This is a genomic window from Microbulbifer sp. NBRC 101763, assembly GCF_040371615.1.
Classification (GTDB): domain Bacteria; phylum Pseudomonadota; class Gammaproteobacteria; order Pseudomonadales; family Cellvibrionaceae; genus Microbulbifer; species Microbulbifer variabilis.
Map to the genome: position 1 here is coordinate 132,414 of NZ_BAABQV010000002.1, position 19,979 is coordinate 152,392.

A 19,979-nucleotide genomic window follows, 5' to 3' on the forward strand; every position below is an offset into this window, starting at 1 on the left:
CGAATAAGAGAGGGCTTGTCACTCCGTGTAAGAGACAACCTACATTCGCCAACGTATATTTGCCCGGCAATTGAGTTTGCCGGGCTTTTTTTTGGGGGGATCTTTCACCCTAAGCTGGTACGATTTACCTAACAGCGGCCGCTCCAGATGGCGAAGCGCAAACTGCAGCGCGCAGGAAGCGTAGTACGATGCCTAATAAAAGCTAAAAGGTGCACTGTGCAAAGAAGATTGCTTTTTATTTTCCTTTTACTGACCTCACTATTTCTGCTTTTAGGTTGTGAGCAGCGACAGGCCTCTGTCGATGACACTGCCGACACTGATCTGGCAATTTCCCAACAGCCTGCGCCAAATCAGCAGCAAACACAGCTGGTAGAAGCTCCGGTTTTTGAAAACTATGTAGACCTGGGGGATATGCCTGCTTTGAAGGAGAGAGGCGTCCTGCGTCTGCTTGCGCCGAGGGGGCCCCAAGAGGGCTCGCTGCCGCGTATTGGGCTACCTATGAGTGAATGGAGGGAGTTAGCGGAAAAGTTTGCCCACAGTCGGGGCCTTCAACCTCAATGGGTGTATGTGGACAACTTCGCGCAACTGATTCCGGCACTTATTGAAGGTCGTGGCGATGTCATTGCCAGCAATTTTTCCCGAACGCAGGAGCGAAAGGCTGTGGTTTCCTTTACACGCCCCCTGCAGTTTGTCAGTGAGTTATTGGTAACCCGGCGGGATAATGGGTTACAACCCGTGCCGAATAGGCCATTACAGGTTGCTGTGAGGCGTGGCAGCGCCTTTGCTGAGACGTTGATTCATAGCGAGGATGCGCAGAATTATAAAGTTACCTATCTGGATGGCCCGGTAGAGCATGAAGAGCTGCTAACCGCCGTAGCCGAGGGGAGATATCAGGCGACTGTCATTGACAGCAACCAGGTTAATGCGTTTCTTCCAGCTTATCCACAACTGACCAGTAGTTCCAAGCTCAACTCTGAACGAGCTATCGCCTGGGCGGTGCGACGTGATTCTGTGGCCCTCCGTCGAGAACTGAATGAATTTTTTACGGCTGAATTGGTATTGGCCAGCCAGAAGAGGGAGCAGGCTCTGCGTGATTGGCAGGAGATCCTGGAGAGTGGAACCTTGAGAGTGCTCACTCGTAATCATCCCGCCTCTTACTTTATTTGGCGCGGTGAATTAATGGGGTTCGATTATGATTTACTGAAGAAATTTGCCCGTGATCATAAGCTGCGTCTCAGCATGATAGTGCCAGATCCGGATATGGACCTAGCTGATGCGCTACAGGCAGGAATGGGAGATATGATTGCAGCATCTCTCACAATTACTGAGGGTCGGCGTCAACAGGGGTTAGTATTTTCCCGACCAGTTATGGCAGTCAAGGAGTTGTTGGTGGCCGGTTCCCAGGGCGCAAGTGAAAATAACAACTTGACACTGGAGGAGTTGCTGGCCGGGCAGATAGTGGCGGTAAATCCGCAAACCAGTTATCACGATAGCCTGGTGAAATTACTGCAAAAACAGCATGCACAGGAGCTGCTTCCACTACAGATAAAACGTATTGAAGGCGTTACAACGGAATTTCTCATTGATTCTGTGGCCAGCGGAGCTTTCCCCTACACTGTTGTCGATTCACATCTCGTGGCAATTGAAAGCACTTATCGTAACGATTTTAGAGTAGTCGGCGAACTTCCTGGTGATCGCGATATCGCTTGGGCTGTTCGTGCTAAGCAACCGGTGTTATTGGAGCACTTGAATACGTTCTTAGAAAAACATAATCGTGACCTGTTTTTCAATGTTACCTTTAACAAGTATTTTAAAGAACAGAAGCGTATCCTTAAGCATCAGGGACAGCGCCTGCGCAGCACGGATGTATTATCGCCATTTGATCCTATAGTGCAAAAATATACTCAAAATACCGACCGCGACTGGCGAATGGTGGTCGCGCAAATGTATCAGGAAAGCCAATTTAATCCTCAGGCACGTTCATTTGCTGGGGCTCAGGGGTTGATGCAGGTACTTCCTCGTACAGCCCGCCAGCTGGGTATTGGTAATTTATATGATCCGGAAAATGGCATCCGAGCAGGTGTATCCTACCTGGATTGGCTGGATGATCGCTTCCCGCAAAACCTACCTCTCGACCAGAAAATCTATTTCACCCTGGCTTCCTATAATGCGGGCCATGGTCATGTGAGAGATGCCAGAAATCTTGCCCAGAGGCTGGAACTGGACCCTAACCAGTGGTTTGGGCACGTTGAGGAGGCCATGCTACTTTTGTCTCAACCTGAGTATTATCGAAGCAGTCGATTTGGCTATGTGCGTGGTAGGGAGCCGGTAAATTATGTGCGGGAAATCAGGGACAGATATATTGGGTACCTAGGTGTTGAGCGTAACCAGTACTATATGGATACACAATAGCAGCCCCTGACCTCCCCGCAGAACGGTTTATGCTATTGCTGCTACCGCTTCAATTTCTATTTTAAGGTCTGCATGCACCAGATTGGAAACCTCTACCAATGAGCAGGCGGGATAGTGACTGTCATAAAAAGAAAATAACTCCTCTCGGATTATACCTAATTTGTCTATCTCTTTTATAAAAATTGTAAGCTTAATTAGGTCTGACTTAGTAAGCCCTTCATAATCCAGAACTTTTTTTAATTGAGAGAGAATTTCTCGTATTTGCTCAGTTAAGTCTTCAGCCTGAGCGTCAGTGCCCATGGCCGTAAGGCCGGAGATATAAAGACTCTTTTCATGAATGACTGCATGAGTCATTGGGCCTTTTGGTTTTGGTAGGAAAGGGTAATCTCTTCTACTTAACATAGTTCTTCCTTCGGGATCTAGTGATAAAATCAGTTATTCTCTCCAGCTCAATTTTACCATGGAACCAAGTGTATCCTGTGGGCCTACTTTGGCGGCGCCGCCAATAATATAGAGGTTGTTACCTATAGTAGCGGCGCCATGACCATGACGTGTTTCATTGAGTTTCGCTTCTTTACCCCACTGATCGCTGAGTGGATCATAGATCCAAATAGCACTGGATACCGTACCTGTCTTCCAGTTGCCATTAGGGCCAAATGCCTCACCTCCGGTAACGACGATTTTTCCGTTAAGTGGCGTTGCAGTAAGACCAGCAAGTGCTTGTGGCAATGGCCTTATCTTTTCCCATTTGTCAAGATTGGAGTCATAAACTTCAAAATACGAAAGATTTTTAGCTTTTTTTGTGCTGTCGCCAACCTGCCGACCACCCACAACATAAATTCTGTTATTGAGACCTGCACCTGCTGCTGAGTTCCTATTGATACTTGGGGGTGCCGCTGTTTCCCAGTGTTTATTATCAACTAATAGATAGTGCTTTTTGCTGTCTCGGTTTTTGGATTCAGAATTGGGGGACTTTCCACCAATAACATGGATTTTCTCCAAGAGTGAGACATGCACACTTTCCGCTATTGGTACTGGAAGTGATGGTGCAGAGCTCCACTGCTCTTTTGCCTCGGATAGCCTCCAAACAGTCTTTTGGGGCTGCCAGGCGTTCCCTTTTTTTCCAGTGAATCCACCAATAGCGTATAGGTATTTTGAGTTACTGGCCATGCCGAGGTGGTGCCTCGGAGCGGGAAGTGATGGTCCAGTTCGCCATTTTTGCAGTTTAGGGGAAAAAATGTAGTTCTCCTCTGACGGAGAAAGGCCGAAAAAAGCGGGAGTGGTTGACGGAATAAAGCCACCGGCAACATAGATTTCATTATTGAAGACGGCGGGATAAATTTCTTGTATAGGCGTTTTCAGCCCGGGCATTTGACTTAAAAAAGGAATTGATTTCTCATTTGCTAATGAGTTGTCAACACTGATCCCAGCAAACACCAGAGGTGAAAATCCTGTGAGTTTCAAAAAATCTCTTCTGGAAATAGGCATAATTATTATTAATAGATAATGGTATTTATAATTTTTTACAGAAAAACAAGCTGTGCGGGTCTCTTTTATAGTTGGCAAACGGTGCACAAGGCTCAAAACCATACCGCTGGTAAAGTGCCACTGCGGGTGCAAATGCTGCGCCGCTTCCGGTTTCCAGCTTAACTTCTTTATAGCTCCGAAGCCTGGCTTCTTTAAGTATTTCTTCCAGTACTGCCTTGGCAACTCCAATACGCAGGAAGGACTGACTAGTTTTCATCGATTTTAACTCCCCTTGGAATTGTGCGATTTCCTTGAGGGCTCCACATCCGGCCAGAGTTCCATTAATACGTGCACTCCAGAAGGTAATGGTTGAATCCTGCAAGGCTTTTGGGTCCAATGCATGAACACTTTCAGCTGGGGAGTGCCTATACATTTCCTGTAGGTGAGAGTTCAAGAGCTTAGCAATAGCTCCATCAACAAGATTATCTTTTTCTACAAAAATTTTCATACCTGAAATCCCTTACCTTTTTCAGGGAGTGTACCGCTAGATATAAGCTGAGGACTAATTTTATATCAGTTCGATAATCCAATTGAATAAAAAAGGGCTCTGAGAGCCCTTAAAATAATTTTAGCTGGCAAGTTGTGTGATTAGGGTCAACCTTGCTACCGTTTTACTAAAGCCTGCCCCATTTTGATGCAACGCTCGCTGGTATAGCGATGATTTTTTAATGCCTTGACCAGCGTAGGTTTGAGCTGTTGTTTTTCCTTCAGAGTATCGCTAAGTTTTTGGGCGCCTTCTTTCGAGCACATAAGGGGGAGCATATATGCATAGATACTAATTAACTCTGAGGAATCTTCATTATTGATCTGATCTAAAGCTGAAAATATTCGTTCGCTATTAGTGTTGAAAAGCTCAATCTGTTCTGAGGTAAACAGAGATGAAGTGGCTGTACGAAGTTCGCTCAACTTGAACTTATCTCTATTTAGGATCAAATTATCTAACCATTTCTGTTTAACTGCCGGTGAGGGCCTAACGGCTTCAGCCGCTATAGCATTGAGCTTTGATCGGTCAGAGTTGTCTTGTTTCAACTCTCGGGCAATGGCTTTTTCATAGTCGGCAAAAAGATAACGGTTCTGCAAGCTTATTAGTTCCCAGCGCATATCTGGATCTAGTTTTAAACCTTTAACGGAGAGCTCCCCCATTAACAACTGTTTGGCATTATCCAGTGCTGCATTAGAGTGGGCTACATTGGTAAAAGTATCAAACCAAACTTTCTGCTGGTCACTACTGCTGGCCGCTTTTTGAAGTTGTGTCCAGACAAAGTCTTCGATCGCCTGTTGTAGTTCGTTGCGGCGCTCTTTTCCGACCGGAATTTGGTTAAGGTAGCTGTAGACAAAACTTAAATAGCGGGCATTGAGCCGGATGGCGTTAATATCCTGTTCCACTGCGCCATTGCTGATAATAAAGCTGATATATTCATCTAAAGGAAGTTTTGTATCATAAGTGCTATCAAACAGACTTTGCCACATCATAAGACGAGCAAAAGGCTGCTGGATAGCATTAATATGCTGAGCCATATTCTTCAGCGTTACCGAATCCAGATTTACTTTCACAAAAGCCCAGTCCCCCTCATTGGGGTAGAGAATTTGCGGGCAGGGCAGCCCTTTGGCATCTTCCACATTAGTTTTGGCACCACTATATAGTACTGGCAAGGTGGCGAAGCGCTTCATATTTTCGCCATCCATACGATAGAGGCCAAGTTGCGTACGCTGTTCTCGTAAGGTGGGATACTCTTGCGGTGCAGTCTGAGTGAGGGTCAAATGACTAATCTGGTTATTTTCACATTGAAAGCTGGCCTCGATGGTATTGAGACCAGCTTGGTAAAGCCATTGCTGTTGCCAGATATCTAAATTAACCCCGGAGGCTTTTCCCAGATGCCCCATGAAGTCGTCAAGTGTTGAGTTTTGGTAGGAGAGCTCTTTCAGGTAATTGCTGACCCCTTTACGGAACTCCTCTTTTCCCAGATAGTAGGGTAGCTGCTTCAACACCGAGCCACCTTTACCGTAGGTAATACCATCGAAGTTGGCAAAGGCTTCATCAGTATTCTTGACGGGCAGCTGGATAGCGTGGGTGGTGGGGCGTTGATCTGAGTGGTAGGCCCACTGTTTGGTACCCAGATAAAAATTCTCCCAGGCATTGGTAAACTCACTGTTCTCCGCCAGGGCCAGGTTAGCCATATAAGTGGCGAAACTCTCATTGAGCCATAGATCATCCCACCAGTTCATGGTTACCAGGTTGCCAAACCATTGGTGAGCCAGCTCATGGGCAATGACATTTGCCAGGCCCATACGCTGTGCCTGGGTTTTTTCCCCGCGTGAAACATAGGCGTCATTAAAAGTAACTGAACCTACGTTTTCCATGGCACCGGCGTTAAAGTCAGGAACAAGGATCTGGTCGTATTTTTTGAAAGGGTAATCTATTTCAAAATATGGCTGGAAGAACTCAAAGGATTGCTTGGTAAAAGTAAACCAATCTTCGGTTTTAACATACTCTGCCAGGCTTTGGCGGGCCATCAGGCGTAGTGGTATGCCGGCAGCATCATCTTCCCAGATATGGTATGGGCCTGCATGAAGAGAAAAAATATAGGAGGAAAATTTTTGCGACTGAGGGAAAAACCAATGCTTCAGCTCTCCTTGCTCCTCTACTCGACTTTCCCTCTCCGCGCTGATAACTACCCAGTCTTTTGGAGCAGTAACATCCAGAGTGTAACGAGCTTTTAGATTTGGTTGATCGAAGTGTGGGAAAAGCCGGTTGGCATCATAGGGCTCAAAGTCAGTATACATATAGACTTTGCCATCTTTTGGATCTTCGAAGCGGTGTAGTCCGGAGCCATTATTGGAATAGGGGTGTTGATAGTTCACTGTAATTGCGTGCTGTCGATTTGGCAGGTGCAATATGGGAACGGTAATGAAGTGGCCGTTATATTCGAACGGAGTTTCTTTGCCATCAACTTTTACCGATTCGACTTTACCACCGGCAAAATCAATAGTGAGAGGCTGCTGTAAAGCTTTTTTGAACTGGATATCAGCGTGTACGGTACCAAAATAACTTTCACCAGTACCATCCAGGTTGACACTCAAGCGGTAATCAACCTCGACCACCTGTTGTTTACGTAATTTGGCATATTCTTCAGAGAGGCCCGATATATTGGCCCTGTGTACCGGCACATAAGTAGTTTCCTTCTGTGCTTGTAAAGTGCTGGATTCCTGGCCGCAGGCGGCCAGTATAGCTGTGCATAGCAGAGCAGCAGTGAGCTTGGGCGGCATCAGCTTACTGGTTTTGATCATTGTATTCTCACGTCTTACTTTTTGTTGCTTTTGTTTTACTAATAGTAGGTGTTCCGCTCATTCCAGCATGTGTGATATAGCTAGGGCCAAATTTTTTTTGGGAGCGCCAAATGTCATTGTACAAGGGGGGTAGTTATTACAGTTCCAGCAGCCAGGGTTGTGCGCTGAGGTGTCGGACTTGTGCGGTAGGCTGATGAGGAATAAGGTCAATGTTGAGAAAGGGCTATTTGCCATTGGCTACTTCGAGGATGGATTCTGCTAGGGCATTGACTAAACCATCGATTTCCTCGCTACTGGAAATGAAAGGCATTCCCAGTTGAATCGTGTCTCCTCCATAGCGGATATAGAAGCCCTTACTCCACATTTTCATCGCAATTCGAAAGGGGTGCAGTAGAGGCTCACCAGGAGCAGGTTGAATGGTTAGGCCCGCGGCCAGTCCGCAATTGCGGATATCATGGATCAGGGGGAGTCCTTTGAGCTGGTGAATATACTTCTCAAGCTCATAAGCAAGTTCGGCGGACCGTTTGAACAGGTCCTCCTGCTTGAGGATATTCAAAGTTGCCAGCGCAGAGGCACAGGCTACAGGGTGGCCTGAGTAAGTGTAACCATGGGGTAATTCAAGTTGATAGTCTGGCCCCGCTTTTTCCATAAATGTATCGTATATACCCTGCTGTACTGCGACGGCACCCATAGGAAAAGCGCCATTGGTAAGCTGTTTAGCGGTATTCAGAATATCCGGCACAACCCCGAAAAACTCGGCTCCAGTGGCTGTCCCCATTCTGCCAAAGGCGGTGATAACCTCATCAAAAATCAACAATATCTGGTGTTCGTTGCAGATATCGCGCAGGCGTTGCAAATAGCCCTCAGGGGGTGGAAGTACACCGGCCGAGCCGGCCATAGGCTCAACAATTACCGCTGCTATATTGCTGGCATCGTGCAGGGCAATTAAATCGAGTAACTCATCAGCTAAATGTGATCCCTGTTGTGGCTGTCCACGGCAAAAGCGGTTATCTGGCAAAAGGGTATGTGACAAATGGTCGGAATCGAGTGTGGGGCCAAACATTGCCCGATTGGCACCTATACCACCCACGCTGATTCCACCGAAATTAACCCCGTGATAGCCTTTTATCCGACCGATAAGCTTGGTTTTTGCCGCTAAGCCCCTTTTGCGCCAATAGGCGCGAGCAATTTTCAATGAAGTTTCTGCTGATTCTGAGCCCGAATTAGTAAAAAAAATACGGTTCAGGCCCACAGGCATAAATTGGGTGATTCGCTCAGCTAGTTGAAAAGATAAAGGGTGGCCAAACTGAAATGCAGGGGCATAGTCGAGAGTTTTTAGTTGGCGATTAATTGCCTCGGTAATCTCTGGACGATTGTGTCCAGCGCCACAAGTCCAAAGCCCCGAGAGCCCATCAAAGATTGGACGACCATCGGCACTGGTGAAGTAACAGCCCTCAGCAGCAATGATTATTCGGGGATCCCGTTTAAATTGACGGTTGCCTGTGTAGGGCATCCAATGGGAATCGAGTTGTGTCTGGGTTAGCCCTGCGAGTTTGTCGTTCATTTTTATTTTCCGACTTCTGCTCTATTAAATTAATTCTGGACCAAATTTTCTATTTAATAAATTGCCTGAAACTAACTTTAGTTTCATAAGCGGACGCTATTAAGAAAGGTTTGGAGTATGGGCGTGGTGGGGTAGGGCTTGATTGCCGCTGGGAGGCACTACTGGGAGGTTAGGGGGGGCAGGTGTTGCAGGGAAGTAAAAGATCCGGGGGCTCGGCCCCCGGTCTTGGCCGTGGTTAAACGGCGGTGGCAATCCGGTCTACATAGGGCGCCAGTTCTGGTTTGTTCTCCAGGATTTCTTCCCTGGAGAGGCCGTCAATTTCATGTGGGAAAACCAGCCACTCTTCAGTTTTGTGGATAAAGTAGTCTGGCACACGTTTAGCCTTATTGTTTTTAGGCTTGTAGTAAGGTGTGGCAATTCGAATTTCCGGTGTATTCTTTTTACAGGCCGCACGCAGATCTTCGATAGTTTGCTCAATACTCAGGCCAGAATCGTGCACATCGTCCACGATTAATAGGGAGTCGTGTGACTCAAGGCGCTTGATCAGGTAGTTTAAGCCATGAACGCGAACCTTCTTGTCACGCTCGCCGATGCCGAGGTAGGACGAAGTCCGGATTGCGATATGGTCTGCATCCACACCCATCACGTGCAGCAATTCCTGTACTGCGATACCAACCGGAGCGCCACCACGCCATACACCGACAATATAATTGGGGCGAAAGCCGCTTTGATAGATCTGTTCCGCAAGCGCGTAGGAATCCGTTAAGAGTTGCTGTGCGCTGATAAAGTGCTTTTTCATCTATGTACCCCTCAGAAAAAGGCGAACTTGGCAACAAAGAGTGCCGCTAACACGTAGACACTGATACTGACGTCTTTACTGCGCCCACTCAGTGTTTTAATGACTGCGTAGGCGATAAAGCCCAATGCAATACCGTGGGCGATAGAGAAAGACAGCGGCATCATAACCGCAGCAATCACTGCTGGGGCGGCTTCAGTGATGTCATCCCAATCGATAGAAGACAGGCCGGAAGTCATCAGGACACCAACGTACAGCAGAGCCCCGGCGGTTGCATAAGCGGGAATCATGCCGATCAGTGGTGAGAAGAAGGTTGCCAGCAAAAACAGTACGGCACAAACCACAGCGGTTAGACCGGTGCGTCCACCAGCAGTGATACCAGCGGTACTCTCTACATAACAAGTGGTGGTTGAGGAGCCTAAAACAGAGCCGACCACAGAGGCGGAGCTGTCGGCCATCAGGGCTTTGCCCATACCCGGAAGCTTACCGTTTTTGTCCAACAGCTTGGCCCGGTCAGAAACACTCAGAAGGGTGCCTGCGGTATCAAACAAGTCTACAAACAGGAAAGCGAAAATTACGCTGATCATGCCAACTTCGAAGGCACCGGCAATATCCAGTTCGAGGTAGGTGGGTGCCAGGCTCGGCGGCGCGGATACCAGGCCAGTGAACTCAACCTTGCCGATTGCCAGCGCAATAATTGTTACGGCGAGAATACCGATCATCACGGAGCCGAGCATACGGCGGTAAGAGAGGGCCACGATAATAAAAAAGCCCAGAGCTGCGAGCATGGCTTCAATAGATTTGAGATCCCCGAGTGTTACCAGAGTAGCCGGGCTCGCAACAACAATACCTGCGCTTTTCAAAGCGATAATGGCCAGGAACAGGCCAATGCCGGCGGCAAGTGACTGCCGTAGGGAAAGAGGAATACTGTCAATAATCCATTCCCGCAACTTAAAGATACTGAGTAGCAGGAATACCACCCCTGATATAAACACTGCACCCAGGGCCACCTGCCAGCTGTAACCCATCTCGCCGACTACTACGTAGGCGAAGAAGGCGTTTAGTCCCATTCCAGGTGCCAGGGCAATTGGATAGTTAGCGTAAAGTCCCATAATCAGGCAACCAATCGCTGCGGCCAGGCAGGTCGCCATAAATACGGCGCCTTTATCCATGCCGGCAGCCGCCAGGATATTGGGGTTTACAAAAATGATGTAAGCCATGGTTAGGAATGTGGTAACGCCGGCAATCACTTCCCGACGAACATTCGTTTGGCGCTCGGACAGCTTAAACAGCTTTTCCAGCAGAGGGGCCTGGGAGATGCCAGACCCTGTGGTCGCCGATGTTTGGATATCAGTGGGTTTCATATCAGAAGTGGTACTTTACTAACAGGTTTACGTTACGCTCATTGGAATCAACCCCGAAGGAACCATCTTTGATTCCAAACTTGTCATTCCAATGTACATATTCGATACCGGCATATAGGGCTTTAGGCTCGCCCCAATTGGCACCTACATCCCACTTCAGCTGGGAAGTAAAGTTCATGCTGGGGTGTGCATCCTCAGAAGCACTGGTCCAATCAATAAAGCCGTCATACACGAAGCTGGCATCACCCAGGCTAAACGGCATGGCCCAAACGAGGGTCAGCTGTTCGTTGCTGGCTTTGTCGTCGTTGTCGCGGCGATATGCATTCACTTGCACAAAGGAGAATCCTGGAACTGCCACATCGAAACCAAGGCCTACAAGGGTATTGGTGAAATGCGGGCCGGTAGCAGTGAGGCCGTCCGGGTCATCCATATTGCCCAGTTCAACGGTGGAAGCTACTAGTACGTCGGTCACAGGTCCCCAGGCCAGCTCACGGCCACTGAGCTTCCCCAGGCTTAGGCGGGGTGAAATTTCAGCGTAAAGTTCATTGGAACCTTCTTCTGAGTCCAGGTAGTCGGCAAAGATAAATAGATCGCCCCAACTATGGCCGCTGGCGTGCTCAAAAGTTACTACGGAACGCTCGGAATCATCCGTCGAAAGGCTGTAGTTCACTTCATAGTTGCGGCCATACAGCAGGCTCAGACTGTTGTCGCTCCAGGTCATTTCAGCTTGGGCAGCTACAGACAACAGGCCGGTAGCCATTAGTAGCAGGGGCTTGGTTGGTTTCATTCTATTACCTCTGTTACGGCGACAGGCGGAAACCGCACTGGCGGCCGACATTCCGGTCGGCGGAGTTGGTTAAAAAATAGTCGCGGAATGTACCAGAATTTACCGACTGTTTTCCAGTATTTTTTTTGCAGCAATTGCGGCTTTAAAACAGAGGGAAAGCAAATCTGTACCAACGAAATCCGTAATAGAAAAATAAAGTTATCTTTTACTGCTCTCACATACGAGGAGTGGAAAAAAGGTCTAGTGAGGAGTTGGTCTGATTACCAGGGTAGTTAGGTTCGCGGTGATTGATTCAGGTCTTGACCAGCTGGTTTCATTTGTAAAGGTTTATAGAGTAAAAGCACCAAGTTGGTGCACTTATGAATAGTTTCTTTACATAAAGGAAGGAGGAGGGATTTTTGGCCGAGATTCTATAGAAGTTCCCATCAATTAGGGGCTGCCCTTTTGAAATATAAATATTGGTGGGGAGATTGACTTAGAGTTCTTTAGCGAAGACTTTATCGGTTATTCCTCGAAACACTTGTGTTACAGTGCACCCCTCATTTAGGAGGATTTTTCAAAGCTTGCTTATTGGCTGTGACCTAGATTTAGTTGTCGGTGATTTTTTGATCATAGGTGGTCTCTGCGCTTACCACTCCTTATAAATAGATGCGTATTTGCAGACGTAAAGAGTGGTTGAAAGCTCTGATTATCCTCCCAGGTGAAAGTAGCTATCGTTGTACTTCGCCTGGTCAAATAAATAAAAAAATGGGGTCAATTGGCTCCGAGTGTGTATATCGGTTGCTCAAGTAATCTAATCATTTTGACATTGGCTTATGACTATATGGTGTCAACTTGTTAGGTAGTAAGGGGCGATCAGTAGTGGGAGGCTATATGAAATCCAATTGTCTGCATCTTGCAATTCCTGCAGGAGATCTGGAGACGGCAAAGAAGTTTTACTGTGATGTTCTGGGGTGTAAAACTGGCAATAGTGAAGAGGGGCGCTGGGTAGATATCGACTTTTGGGGTAATGAACTAACCCTTCACCAAAGCGAAGAAAAATTGCCGAATGTGCGCCACAAAGTGGATATGGGCGAAGTTGCAGTGCCTCACTTTGGCATTCATCTACCAGATGATGAATTCCAAGCCTTAAAAGGTCGTATCGAGGCCGCCGGCCTCGAATATCTGGATAAGCCCTATCGCCGTTTTGTCGGTAATGAATATGAGCAGGAAACCTTCTTTATCGAAGATCCAAACGGAAATGTTTTGGAGATGAAGACTATGGTGAATCCGGAGCTGATGTTTAAATAGAGTTCAGCTTGCTCTCAAAGTATAGAGCTAAACCAGCTCGATAAGATTAACTGTCGGGCTGGTTAAAAAATTCTCTTTCTGGCAGATTGCCAATCTTTATACATTCTCCTACTTCTCAAGTTCATAGCCAACTTGTATTTCTTCAGAGGGAGCCTTGAAGTGATCTTCATTAGGTTGTCTAGCGAATAACTATAAGGTAGTGGTCTGGGTTTGATTCGTTCATCTATAGCAGTAAACCAACTTAATATATCTTATCCACTAATAAGGGGCTGACTTTCAAAATAAAACTAATCTATTCCACCTTGATGAATGCACTGGCTATTTAATGGCGTTAAGTAAGACGGCCACTTATATTGTGTAAGATCAAATGGATTTTCTTTAATACCTTAGTGTAATTCTTGCAGCTGAGCTAAGTCGAAATACCGGTATGTCTCTTCAACCAAGATCTTAGTGTTAAAAAGACTATTATTGATAGGTAAGTCATCCATTGTATGAACATCAATAATAAAATTAAAATACCCACACTTTAAAAGTGACAGTGGTAAACCATTAAAACCCCAACGATTTGAATATAACCTCAAAAAATTAATTCCTGAGAAAAGTTCTCGTTTCCCATTCTTTATAGGCTTCTCAATTGAGCGAAAATTGGAAATGTCAAAAATATTCTGCGAATCAGGTTCAGTTTCCCCTCTTCTCCATAGAAGAATAAGGATCTTGGCTTGGAGGGGCCATAAAGGCTAGCCGGCAGCCGGAGAGATCTTTTTCAATTCCCCTTGTCTTGAGGAAACTTGGTCCCGTTGGATTTCTTGGTGACACTCGGTAATCTTAAGTTTACTATTGTGGCGAATAGCTAATGGTAATTGTCATAGATTATCCCAGTGTTGACTATGTGGTATAAATAAAATATAAAAACTATAAAGCTGTAGTCGTAATTCAATCAGCTTGTTTTGGGTATATTTATCTATATTCTTTTATTCTTCACCAATTAAAATTTTTTGGATTTCTTTCGGGGGTATTCGAGAGGATATCTGTATTTCCTCTTCGGCTGGATAGCTATTTGGCATTAATTTTGGTTGAATGCGATCCTCAAGAAATTTTGTAACCTCTTCGATTGACGCTTTGTGATCATCTTCACTATTTTTTTTACTGTCTATAAACTCTAGGTCACTCCAACTCTGAAGGACATGCTTTGCATTATCAATTTGTTTGCTGGTGCAAGTTAAGATGGGTTTCTCATTAGCATCCAAAAGAGACTGAGTGCGTTTGTATTTCTGTTTATGGTTGGATGTTAGCTCTATTTCAAAAGTGTTCATGATTTCTTGTGTCAGTCTCAAGTAATTTTCTCTTTGTACACTTTGATTTATACGATAAGCATTTCCAGCGTTCGTGGAAGATCTGTTAATATAGAATTGACAGCTAAGCAAGTGCTTTTCTGTAATGGGAGTACTCCAGTTAATCAATTCCAAGTCATCTTTTAGGGGTTGGCTCTCGAAATAAAGCCAATCGCTGCCCCCCTGGTTAACCCATTGAAAGTTGATAGGACCTAAAAAAGATGGCCATCTAGACGGAGTCAGATCAAAAGGGGTGGATTTTCTTCCTTTGTGTAAATTTTGTAGAAAAGTAAGATCAAAAATTCTGAATGTTTCTTGGGCCAATACTCTATTGTGGAATAAAGTTTCATTAACGGGTAAATCTTTTATTAAATTAACATTTATAAAAAAACTGACATCTCCACGCTGTCCCTGAATAATGGGTAAGCCATTGAAGCCCCATCTATTTGAATAAATACACAGAGTTTGTACTTCAGAAAAATACCTTAACTCACCAGATTTCAACCTCCATTCTAGGGGTTTGAATTTTGATAAGTCATTGATGTCAATGATATTGGGTTCTGACTCCCAGATTCCCATTGAGGAATAGGGGTCAGATTGCGGAGGTGCCAAAAAAGAGGTTTTACAGCCTGACAGTTCTTTTTGAATTTTCCTGGCCTTTTGAAAGTCAGGCCCTTTAGGGTATTTACTTCTATTGTACAGCATTTTTTATATGCCTATTTTTTAGAAAAGAGCTTTTGTGCCAATTGTTTGGAAGGCTCGGCTGCACTTTTATGATAGCCTTCATTAAGGCTCGGTATACTGGATAAAATTGTTTGTGCTGCACTGAGGCCGAGTAAGCCTACTATAGTTTGTGCCATAGTAAAGGATATTCCAAATTTGGTCGATAGGGTAGTTACTATCGTCCATGCACCGGTACCCGTAAGCACTGCTTTTTTACCAGCTTTATATAGTTTTCTCCCATGGTGCAGAGTATCAACAGCCTGGCCTGGACGATTCTCTTTCTCTGTATGTTTAAAAAGGGTATTTGCAGATATGGCTAAATCTGCCGTACCAAGGTTCTTGCCTCCTATTAACTGGGCAATTCCCGGTGTAGATTTATTCCATGTTGCATCATCTGTATTCATGCCAATTTTACGGCGAACTACATCCGCAGCATATTGGCTGGATGTGTGGTCACTAAGAAATACCTTCTGTTTTCCAGCAAGATCTACTTGTCTCTGAGCCAGTAACTTCATTGCCTCAGTAAGAACTTTAGAGCCCCCTCTATGGCTGGTCCACTCAACATGATAATTTTTATCATGCGCTTCTTTCATATGGTTGGCTAATATTCGTGCAGCCTCTAGATCTTCCCTGGTGATACTTTTTCCTAAGTTTCTTACGCATCGCCATCCAGATTTAAGCGCACCTTTTTGTGGTACATAAAATAGAAGATAACCATTTTCTTTCAACTTATTTAGGTTATTAGTATCTCCACGGCTTATATGTGATGGCAAAATGTTGATTGCGTGATCCAAGTCCCTGCTATAGCCATTGATTCCGATTTTAAAAGGAGATTCTTTTGATCCAGATACTTTAGATGATTTTTCCAATATGTACTCAGGGGCATCTTTAGATATCCATCTATCAACTGAAGATGAAAAATTTGCATTCCACAAAGCAGCTCGGTTTCTGCTTTCTGATTTATCTCCAGTAAGTCTAATATCTATAATTACCACATCAGTTTGTGGGCCACCATAATAATTATTTAGCTCATATTCTATTTCAAAGCCTGCCCCTATAACGCAGCGACGTGTAGAACTACCCTCTTTAAGAAAAGAGTTAACTGGAGCCACGCTACCGCGAAGACTATTAACCGCGCTGGTAATTGCTAGAGCATGATATCCCTCGTTGCTTGGTATAGAGCTAAGCTCTTTGTACCCTTCTAACAGTCCATGTAGTTGACCATTAGCCATAATTGAGCGGCCAGTACCCGACTGTCCAAATGGTTGTAGTCCCATGCTGCTGGCAGATTCGGGAAGAGTACTCATCGATGATTCCTTATCAATGTCATTGTGTTTTCAAAGCTATTTTAGAAAGAGTGATTGCATAAATTTATCTAAAAAAATACTAAAAAGGTATTTGTTATTTTACGCCTCTATTCAAAAATATTTGAAATTTAGGTTGGACGCCCATACGCAAAAAAATTCTCTGTGTATCTATGCGGGATAAAAAAATAGTGCCAGAGTGGAATTAGTTTAGAGTGCGGATGAATAGTATCCTCGTTCAAGTTACAGGTGGTGGGAATGTAATTACATGTAATAAGTCATTGTTGATATCGTGATACATTTCACACATATAAGGTATGGCGATTAGATTTTTTATAGGGAACTAACTGATCTAAATGTACTAATTAAATTAAAGTGACAGCCTGCTTAAGAATAGAGCTTTCTTAGAAATCTAATTGCCTGTTTCTGAATATCATTTTTCTCCTGACTCGTCATTTTATCCAATGTGCTGAGCATCATTGCCATTCTTGGATTGCCATTAAGGTATTTCTTTTTTTTAAGTAGAAAGTACCAATAAAGGCTATTGAACGGACATGCATCATCTCCTACTCTTTCCTTAACCTTATATCGGCAATCTTTGCAGTAATTGCTCATTTTATTTATATAAGAACCGCTACTTACATAGGGCTTTGTTGCTAATAGGCCTCCATCCGCATACTGGCTCATCCCCCTAGTATTCGGCATTTCCACCCATTCAATAGCATCGATATAGACTCCCAGATACCAGGCTTCTACCTGGTTTGGATCTGTTTGGGTTAGTAACGCAAAGTTACCGGTGATCATCAGGCGTTGAATATGATGGGCATAAGCATTTTGAAGGCTGTTGCTTATAGTTTGATGAAGACAGTTCATATCCGTGTTCGCATCCCAGTAGAAGGCAGGAAGTGGACTGGAGTTATTTAGTTTGTTTTCCTTACTATAATCAGGCATTTCTCTCCAATAGATTCCCCTCATATATTCCCGCCACCCAAGTACTTGGCGAACAAACCCTTCTACTTGGCTGATATGAATAGATTTTTTATTAGATCTCCAGTGGGAAATTGCTGCCTCAATAACTTCTGAAGGGCTTAACATCTTGGTGTTGAGAGAAAAACTCAAGCGGCTATGAAACAAGTAAACTTCATTTGGGTCCATTGCGTCCTGATAATCGCCAAAATAGGGTAATAAATATTTACAAAAATGCCGAAGCATTTTTTGGCTTTCTATTCGATTACTTGGCCATGGAAAATTTATTGGGTCAATACTTCCTATGGTTTTAATTCCAGATTTATTTATTCTCCTCAGTGTTTTTTTTACATCTTTTCTAATTTGGCATTGTTTAGGAATTGTAATCTCGCCTTTCCATTTCTTTCGATTACTTTGATCATAATTCCATTTCCCCCCTTCAGGTTCTCCTGTGTTTTTTATCAAAATATTATGCTTTCTGCGCATGTGATGATAAAAATTCTCCATTAGAAGAGTTTTTTTTCCATCAAAGAAATCACCTAACTCTGTTCTTTTGGTGAGAAAGTGTTCACTATCATATGTTTCAGATTCAATATGTATTTCTTTACATATAATCTCTAGTTGTTTATCAAGGCGATATTCATCTGGTAATTGATACTCAAATTTATTGATGTCATATTTTTTTATTAGCTGTTTTATATTTTTAGAAAGATCTTGCTGATTCTCTCTATCTTGTAATTGATAATATAAAATTTCTTTGTTGCGTGATTTTAGCCATTCAGCGAAATTCTGCATAGCTTCAAAAAAAGCGACTACCTTCTGAATATGGTGAGCGGCGTAGTCTGTCTCCTGGCGCATTTCGGCCATGAAGTATATGATTTTCTGATTCTTTTCTCTGTACCATGAGTGTTTATAATTCAGCTGGTCCCCAAGGATCAAGCGAAGCGTATTCAAAGTTAGTGTTCTCTTTTGCTGGGTAATTAATGGGGTTTCTCTTAGTCCAGTATAAGTTGACTGTCGATACCTATAGCATCAATAAAATTTAAATCGTGTGAGACCAATAAAATCGTGCCAGGAAACTCTGCAATGGCATCTGTTAATAGCTGGCGGGAACGCCAGATGCAAGTGATTATCCGGTTCATCCAGTAGTAGCGTGGTGGTAATGCCTCGTGTAGCTGCAATTAACGCCACTTTGAGTTGCTCACCTCCACTTAGGCACTTCAGGGGGCGCAGAGGCGTATTTCTTCTTATTTGCAGGCTTCCAAGTATGGTACGCCATTCAAGTTCCTTTTTACCTGGATAGAAATTGGATAGATTGTCTAAGGCGGATAATTCTTTGTCGAGAATGCTGAAATCCTGATCTAAATAGCAAAAACTATCATGATTTCTGTAAACACCACCTCGCGCTTTTAGCTGACCAGTGATGACCTTTAATAATGTAGATTTCCCGCTTCCATATATTCCGGAACTCCTGCAACGGTCTTCTCTGCGTGGAGTCAAAGATATGGGCCTCTTATAAGAGCCATAAGGGAGTTGTAAATCTTCGATATGTAATTGTATCGTCTTTCTAGAATTCCAATTAATGAGAGTTAGTTTCGGTAGTCTTAATCTTTGTGAATCAATTGTAGATGTTTTTTATCCCATCTCGATTTGCTTCTAACAGTAATTGGCGTTGCTCCAGATTACGCTTTAATTTCCCAGGGCCTTTTTCTGCACGATCTTTCTGTGCATCCATAAGACTCATACTCTGAGGTTTCCTTTTGTTTTTACCCTGCTGTTGCCTAATGACATATTTATGAATATTTTGCTGTCTAACTTTATTTAATTGGTCTAACGCTTTTCGATTACCCTCTGCTTTTTGAAGTAGAGCAGTTTGTTCCACTTCTTTTTATTGTATATAAGTGCTGCATTCATCTCCATAAAATCTTAGGCTGTTAATATTCCTCCTATATGCTTGATTATTTTTTCTCGTAACCATTTACATCCATTCTCATCAAGGTGATTGCTAGGTTCATCTATAAGCAGGAAGTTATTTGAAAGTGAAAATGCATGGGAAAGGAGTAATCTGGCTCTCTGTCCACCGCTCAATTTTTTTAAGGAAGTATCTAATGGAGCAATAATATTTGCCTCTTCTAGCTGGTACTGCCAAGTAAGAGGTAGGTGCCAATAGTCTGCTAAAGATATCAGATCATTTTCTGATTTATGCCCCCGTTCTAACCTTAAAAAATATCGTACAGCTTTCCTTGTTCGAGACAATCGACGATCTTTAATTCAGGATGATCATTAGGTTATTGTACCATGTGGTAGGGCCTTCTCCAGGATACCCTATCGCTATCAGCTGAGGTTTGCCCGCAGAGTATTTTTAGAAGTGGATTTACCATAACCATTGGCGCAACTAGACCGATCATACCGGGAGGTCATTCCAAATTCATTTTTTGGAAAAGAGATGTATCTCCAAATGCTAGAGAAAGGTTTTCAATAGTACAAATAGCTATCATATGCCCTCCGATGATCGAATTGGGCAGCGTATTTCTACTTTCAGGGAAGATATATTCTTGTCGAAATTACGCCACCTGCATAGGATTAATCACCTGCATAGGATTAAAAGGGACCGCAATAGAGTGCGG

Annotated in this window: 16 protein-coding genes; 2 read left to right on the forward strand and 14 right to left on the reverse strand. The window is 44.1% G+C overall.

Features of this window, described 5'->3' with window-relative positions:
- Positions 1-216 precede the first annotated feature (216 nt).
- Positions 217-2,412, forward strand: coding sequence for a transporter substrate-binding domain-containing protein (locus tag ABWV76_RS05945; protein ID WP_353375526.1), 2,196 nt, complete (start codon positions 217-219; stop codon positions 2,410-2,412).
- Positions 2,413-2,439: 27 nt separating this feature from the next.
- On the opposite strand, the gene ABWV76_RS05950 is transcribed toward ABWV76_RS05945, so the two are convergent.
- From ABWV76_RS05950 to ABWV76_RS05985, 8 genes are all read right to left on the reverse strand, one after another.
- Positions 2,440-2,814 (reverse strand): RidA family protein, encoded by a 375-nt coding sequence (locus tag ABWV76_RS05950; protein ID WP_020414226.1) that lies wholly within the window; start codon positions 2,812-2,814, stop codon positions 2,440-2,442.
- Between the two features lie 33 nt (positions 2,815-2,847).
- Entirely contained in the window at positions 2,848-3,876 is a 1,029-nt protein-coding gene (locus tag ABWV76_RS05955; RefSeq protein ID WP_020414227.1) for a Kelch repeat-containing protein, read from the reverse strand.
- A 49-nt stretch (positions 3,877-3,925) separates the two neighbouring features.
- Positions 3,926-4,387: a GNAT family N-acetyltransferase gene (locus ABWV76_RS05960; protein ID WP_020414228.1), complete on the reverse strand. Its 462-nt coding sequence runs from the start codon at positions 4,385-4,387 to the stop codon at positions 3,926-3,928.
- 155 nt (positions 4,388-4,542) lie between these two features.
- Positions 4,543-7,227 (reverse strand): aminopeptidase N, encoded by a 2,685-nt coding sequence (gene pepN, locus ABWV76_RS05965; RefSeq protein WP_020414229.1) that lies wholly within the window; start codon positions 7,225-7,227, stop codon positions 4,543-4,545.
- 223 nt (positions 7,228-7,450) lie between these two features.
- Positions 7,451-8,791 (reverse strand): omega-aminotransferase AptA, encoded by a 1,341-nt coding sequence (gene aptA, locus ABWV76_RS05970; protein ID WP_020414230.1) that lies wholly within the window; start codon positions 8,789-8,791, stop codon positions 7,451-7,453.
- A gap of 235 nt (positions 8,792-9,026) precedes the next feature.
- The gene (locus ABWV76_RS05975) at positions 9,027-9,590 is read right to left on the reverse strand and encodes a phosphoribosyltransferase (protein ID WP_020414231.1); all 564 of its coding nucleotides are present in this window, start codon (positions 9,588-9,590) and stop codon (positions 9,027-9,029) included.
- Positions 9,591-9,601: 11 nt separating this feature from the next.
- A complete protein-coding gene (locus ABWV76_RS05980; protein WP_020414232.1) occupies positions 9,602-10,951 on the reverse strand; it encodes an NCS2 family permease in 1,350 nt (449 codons plus the stop codon).
- Between the two features lies 1 nt (position 10,952).
- Entirely contained in the window at positions 10,953-11,738 is a 786-nt protein-coding gene (locus tag ABWV76_RS05985) for an outer membrane protein OmpK (protein ID WP_020414233.1), read from the reverse strand.
- An 873-nt stretch (positions 11,739-12,611) separates the two neighbouring features.
- Between ABWV76_RS05985 and ABWV76_RS05990 the strand changes: the two genes are divergently transcribed.
- A complete protein-coding gene (locus ABWV76_RS05990; protein ID WP_020414234.1) occupies positions 12,612-13,028 on the forward strand; it encodes a VOC family protein in 417 nt (138 codons plus the stop codon).
- A gap of 971 nt (positions 13,029-13,999) precedes the next feature.
- Here the strand turns inward: ABWV76_RS05990 and ABWV76_RS05995 are convergent.
- The 6 genes from ABWV76_RS05995 to ABWV76_RS22020 all read right to left on the reverse strand — a co-directional run bounded on the left by ABWV76_RS05995 (position 14,000) and on the right by ABWV76_RS22020 (position 19,608).
- The gene (locus ABWV76_RS05995) at positions 14,000-15,064 is read right to left on the reverse strand and encodes a hypothetical protein (RefSeq protein WP_020414235.1); all 1,065 of its coding nucleotides are present in this window, start codon (positions 15,062-15,064) and stop codon (positions 14,000-14,002) included.
- 11 nt (positions 15,065-15,075) lie between these two features.
- Entirely contained in the window at positions 15,076-16,389 is a 1,314-nt protein-coding gene (locus tag ABWV76_RS06000) for a hypothetical protein (RefSeq protein WP_353375527.1), read from the reverse strand.
- A gap of 384 nt (positions 16,390-16,773) precedes the next feature.
- Positions 16,774-18,306, reverse strand: a complete 1,533-nt coding sequence (locus ABWV76_RS06005) for a cryptochrome/photolyase family protein (protein ID WP_353375528.1) — start codon at positions 18,304-18,306, stop codon at positions 16,774-16,776.
- Between the two features lie 78 nt (positions 18,307-18,384).
- Positions 18,385-18,852, reverse strand: a complete 468-nt coding sequence (locus ABWV76_RS06010; RefSeq protein WP_353375529.1) for an ATP-binding cassette domain-containing protein — start codon at positions 18,850-18,852, stop codon at positions 18,385-18,387.
- 118 nt (positions 18,853-18,970) lie between these two features.
- Positions 18,971-19,234 (reverse strand): hypothetical protein, encoded by a 264-nt coding sequence (locus ABWV76_RS06015; protein WP_353375530.1) that lies wholly within the window; start codon positions 19,232-19,234, stop codon positions 18,971-18,973.
- 44 nt (positions 19,235-19,278) lie between these two features.
- Entirely contained in the window at positions 19,279-19,608 is a 330-nt protein-coding gene (locus ABWV76_RS22020; protein WP_445365234.1) for an ATP-binding cassette domain-containing protein, read from the reverse strand.
- Positions 19,609-19,979 lie beyond the last annotated feature (371 nt).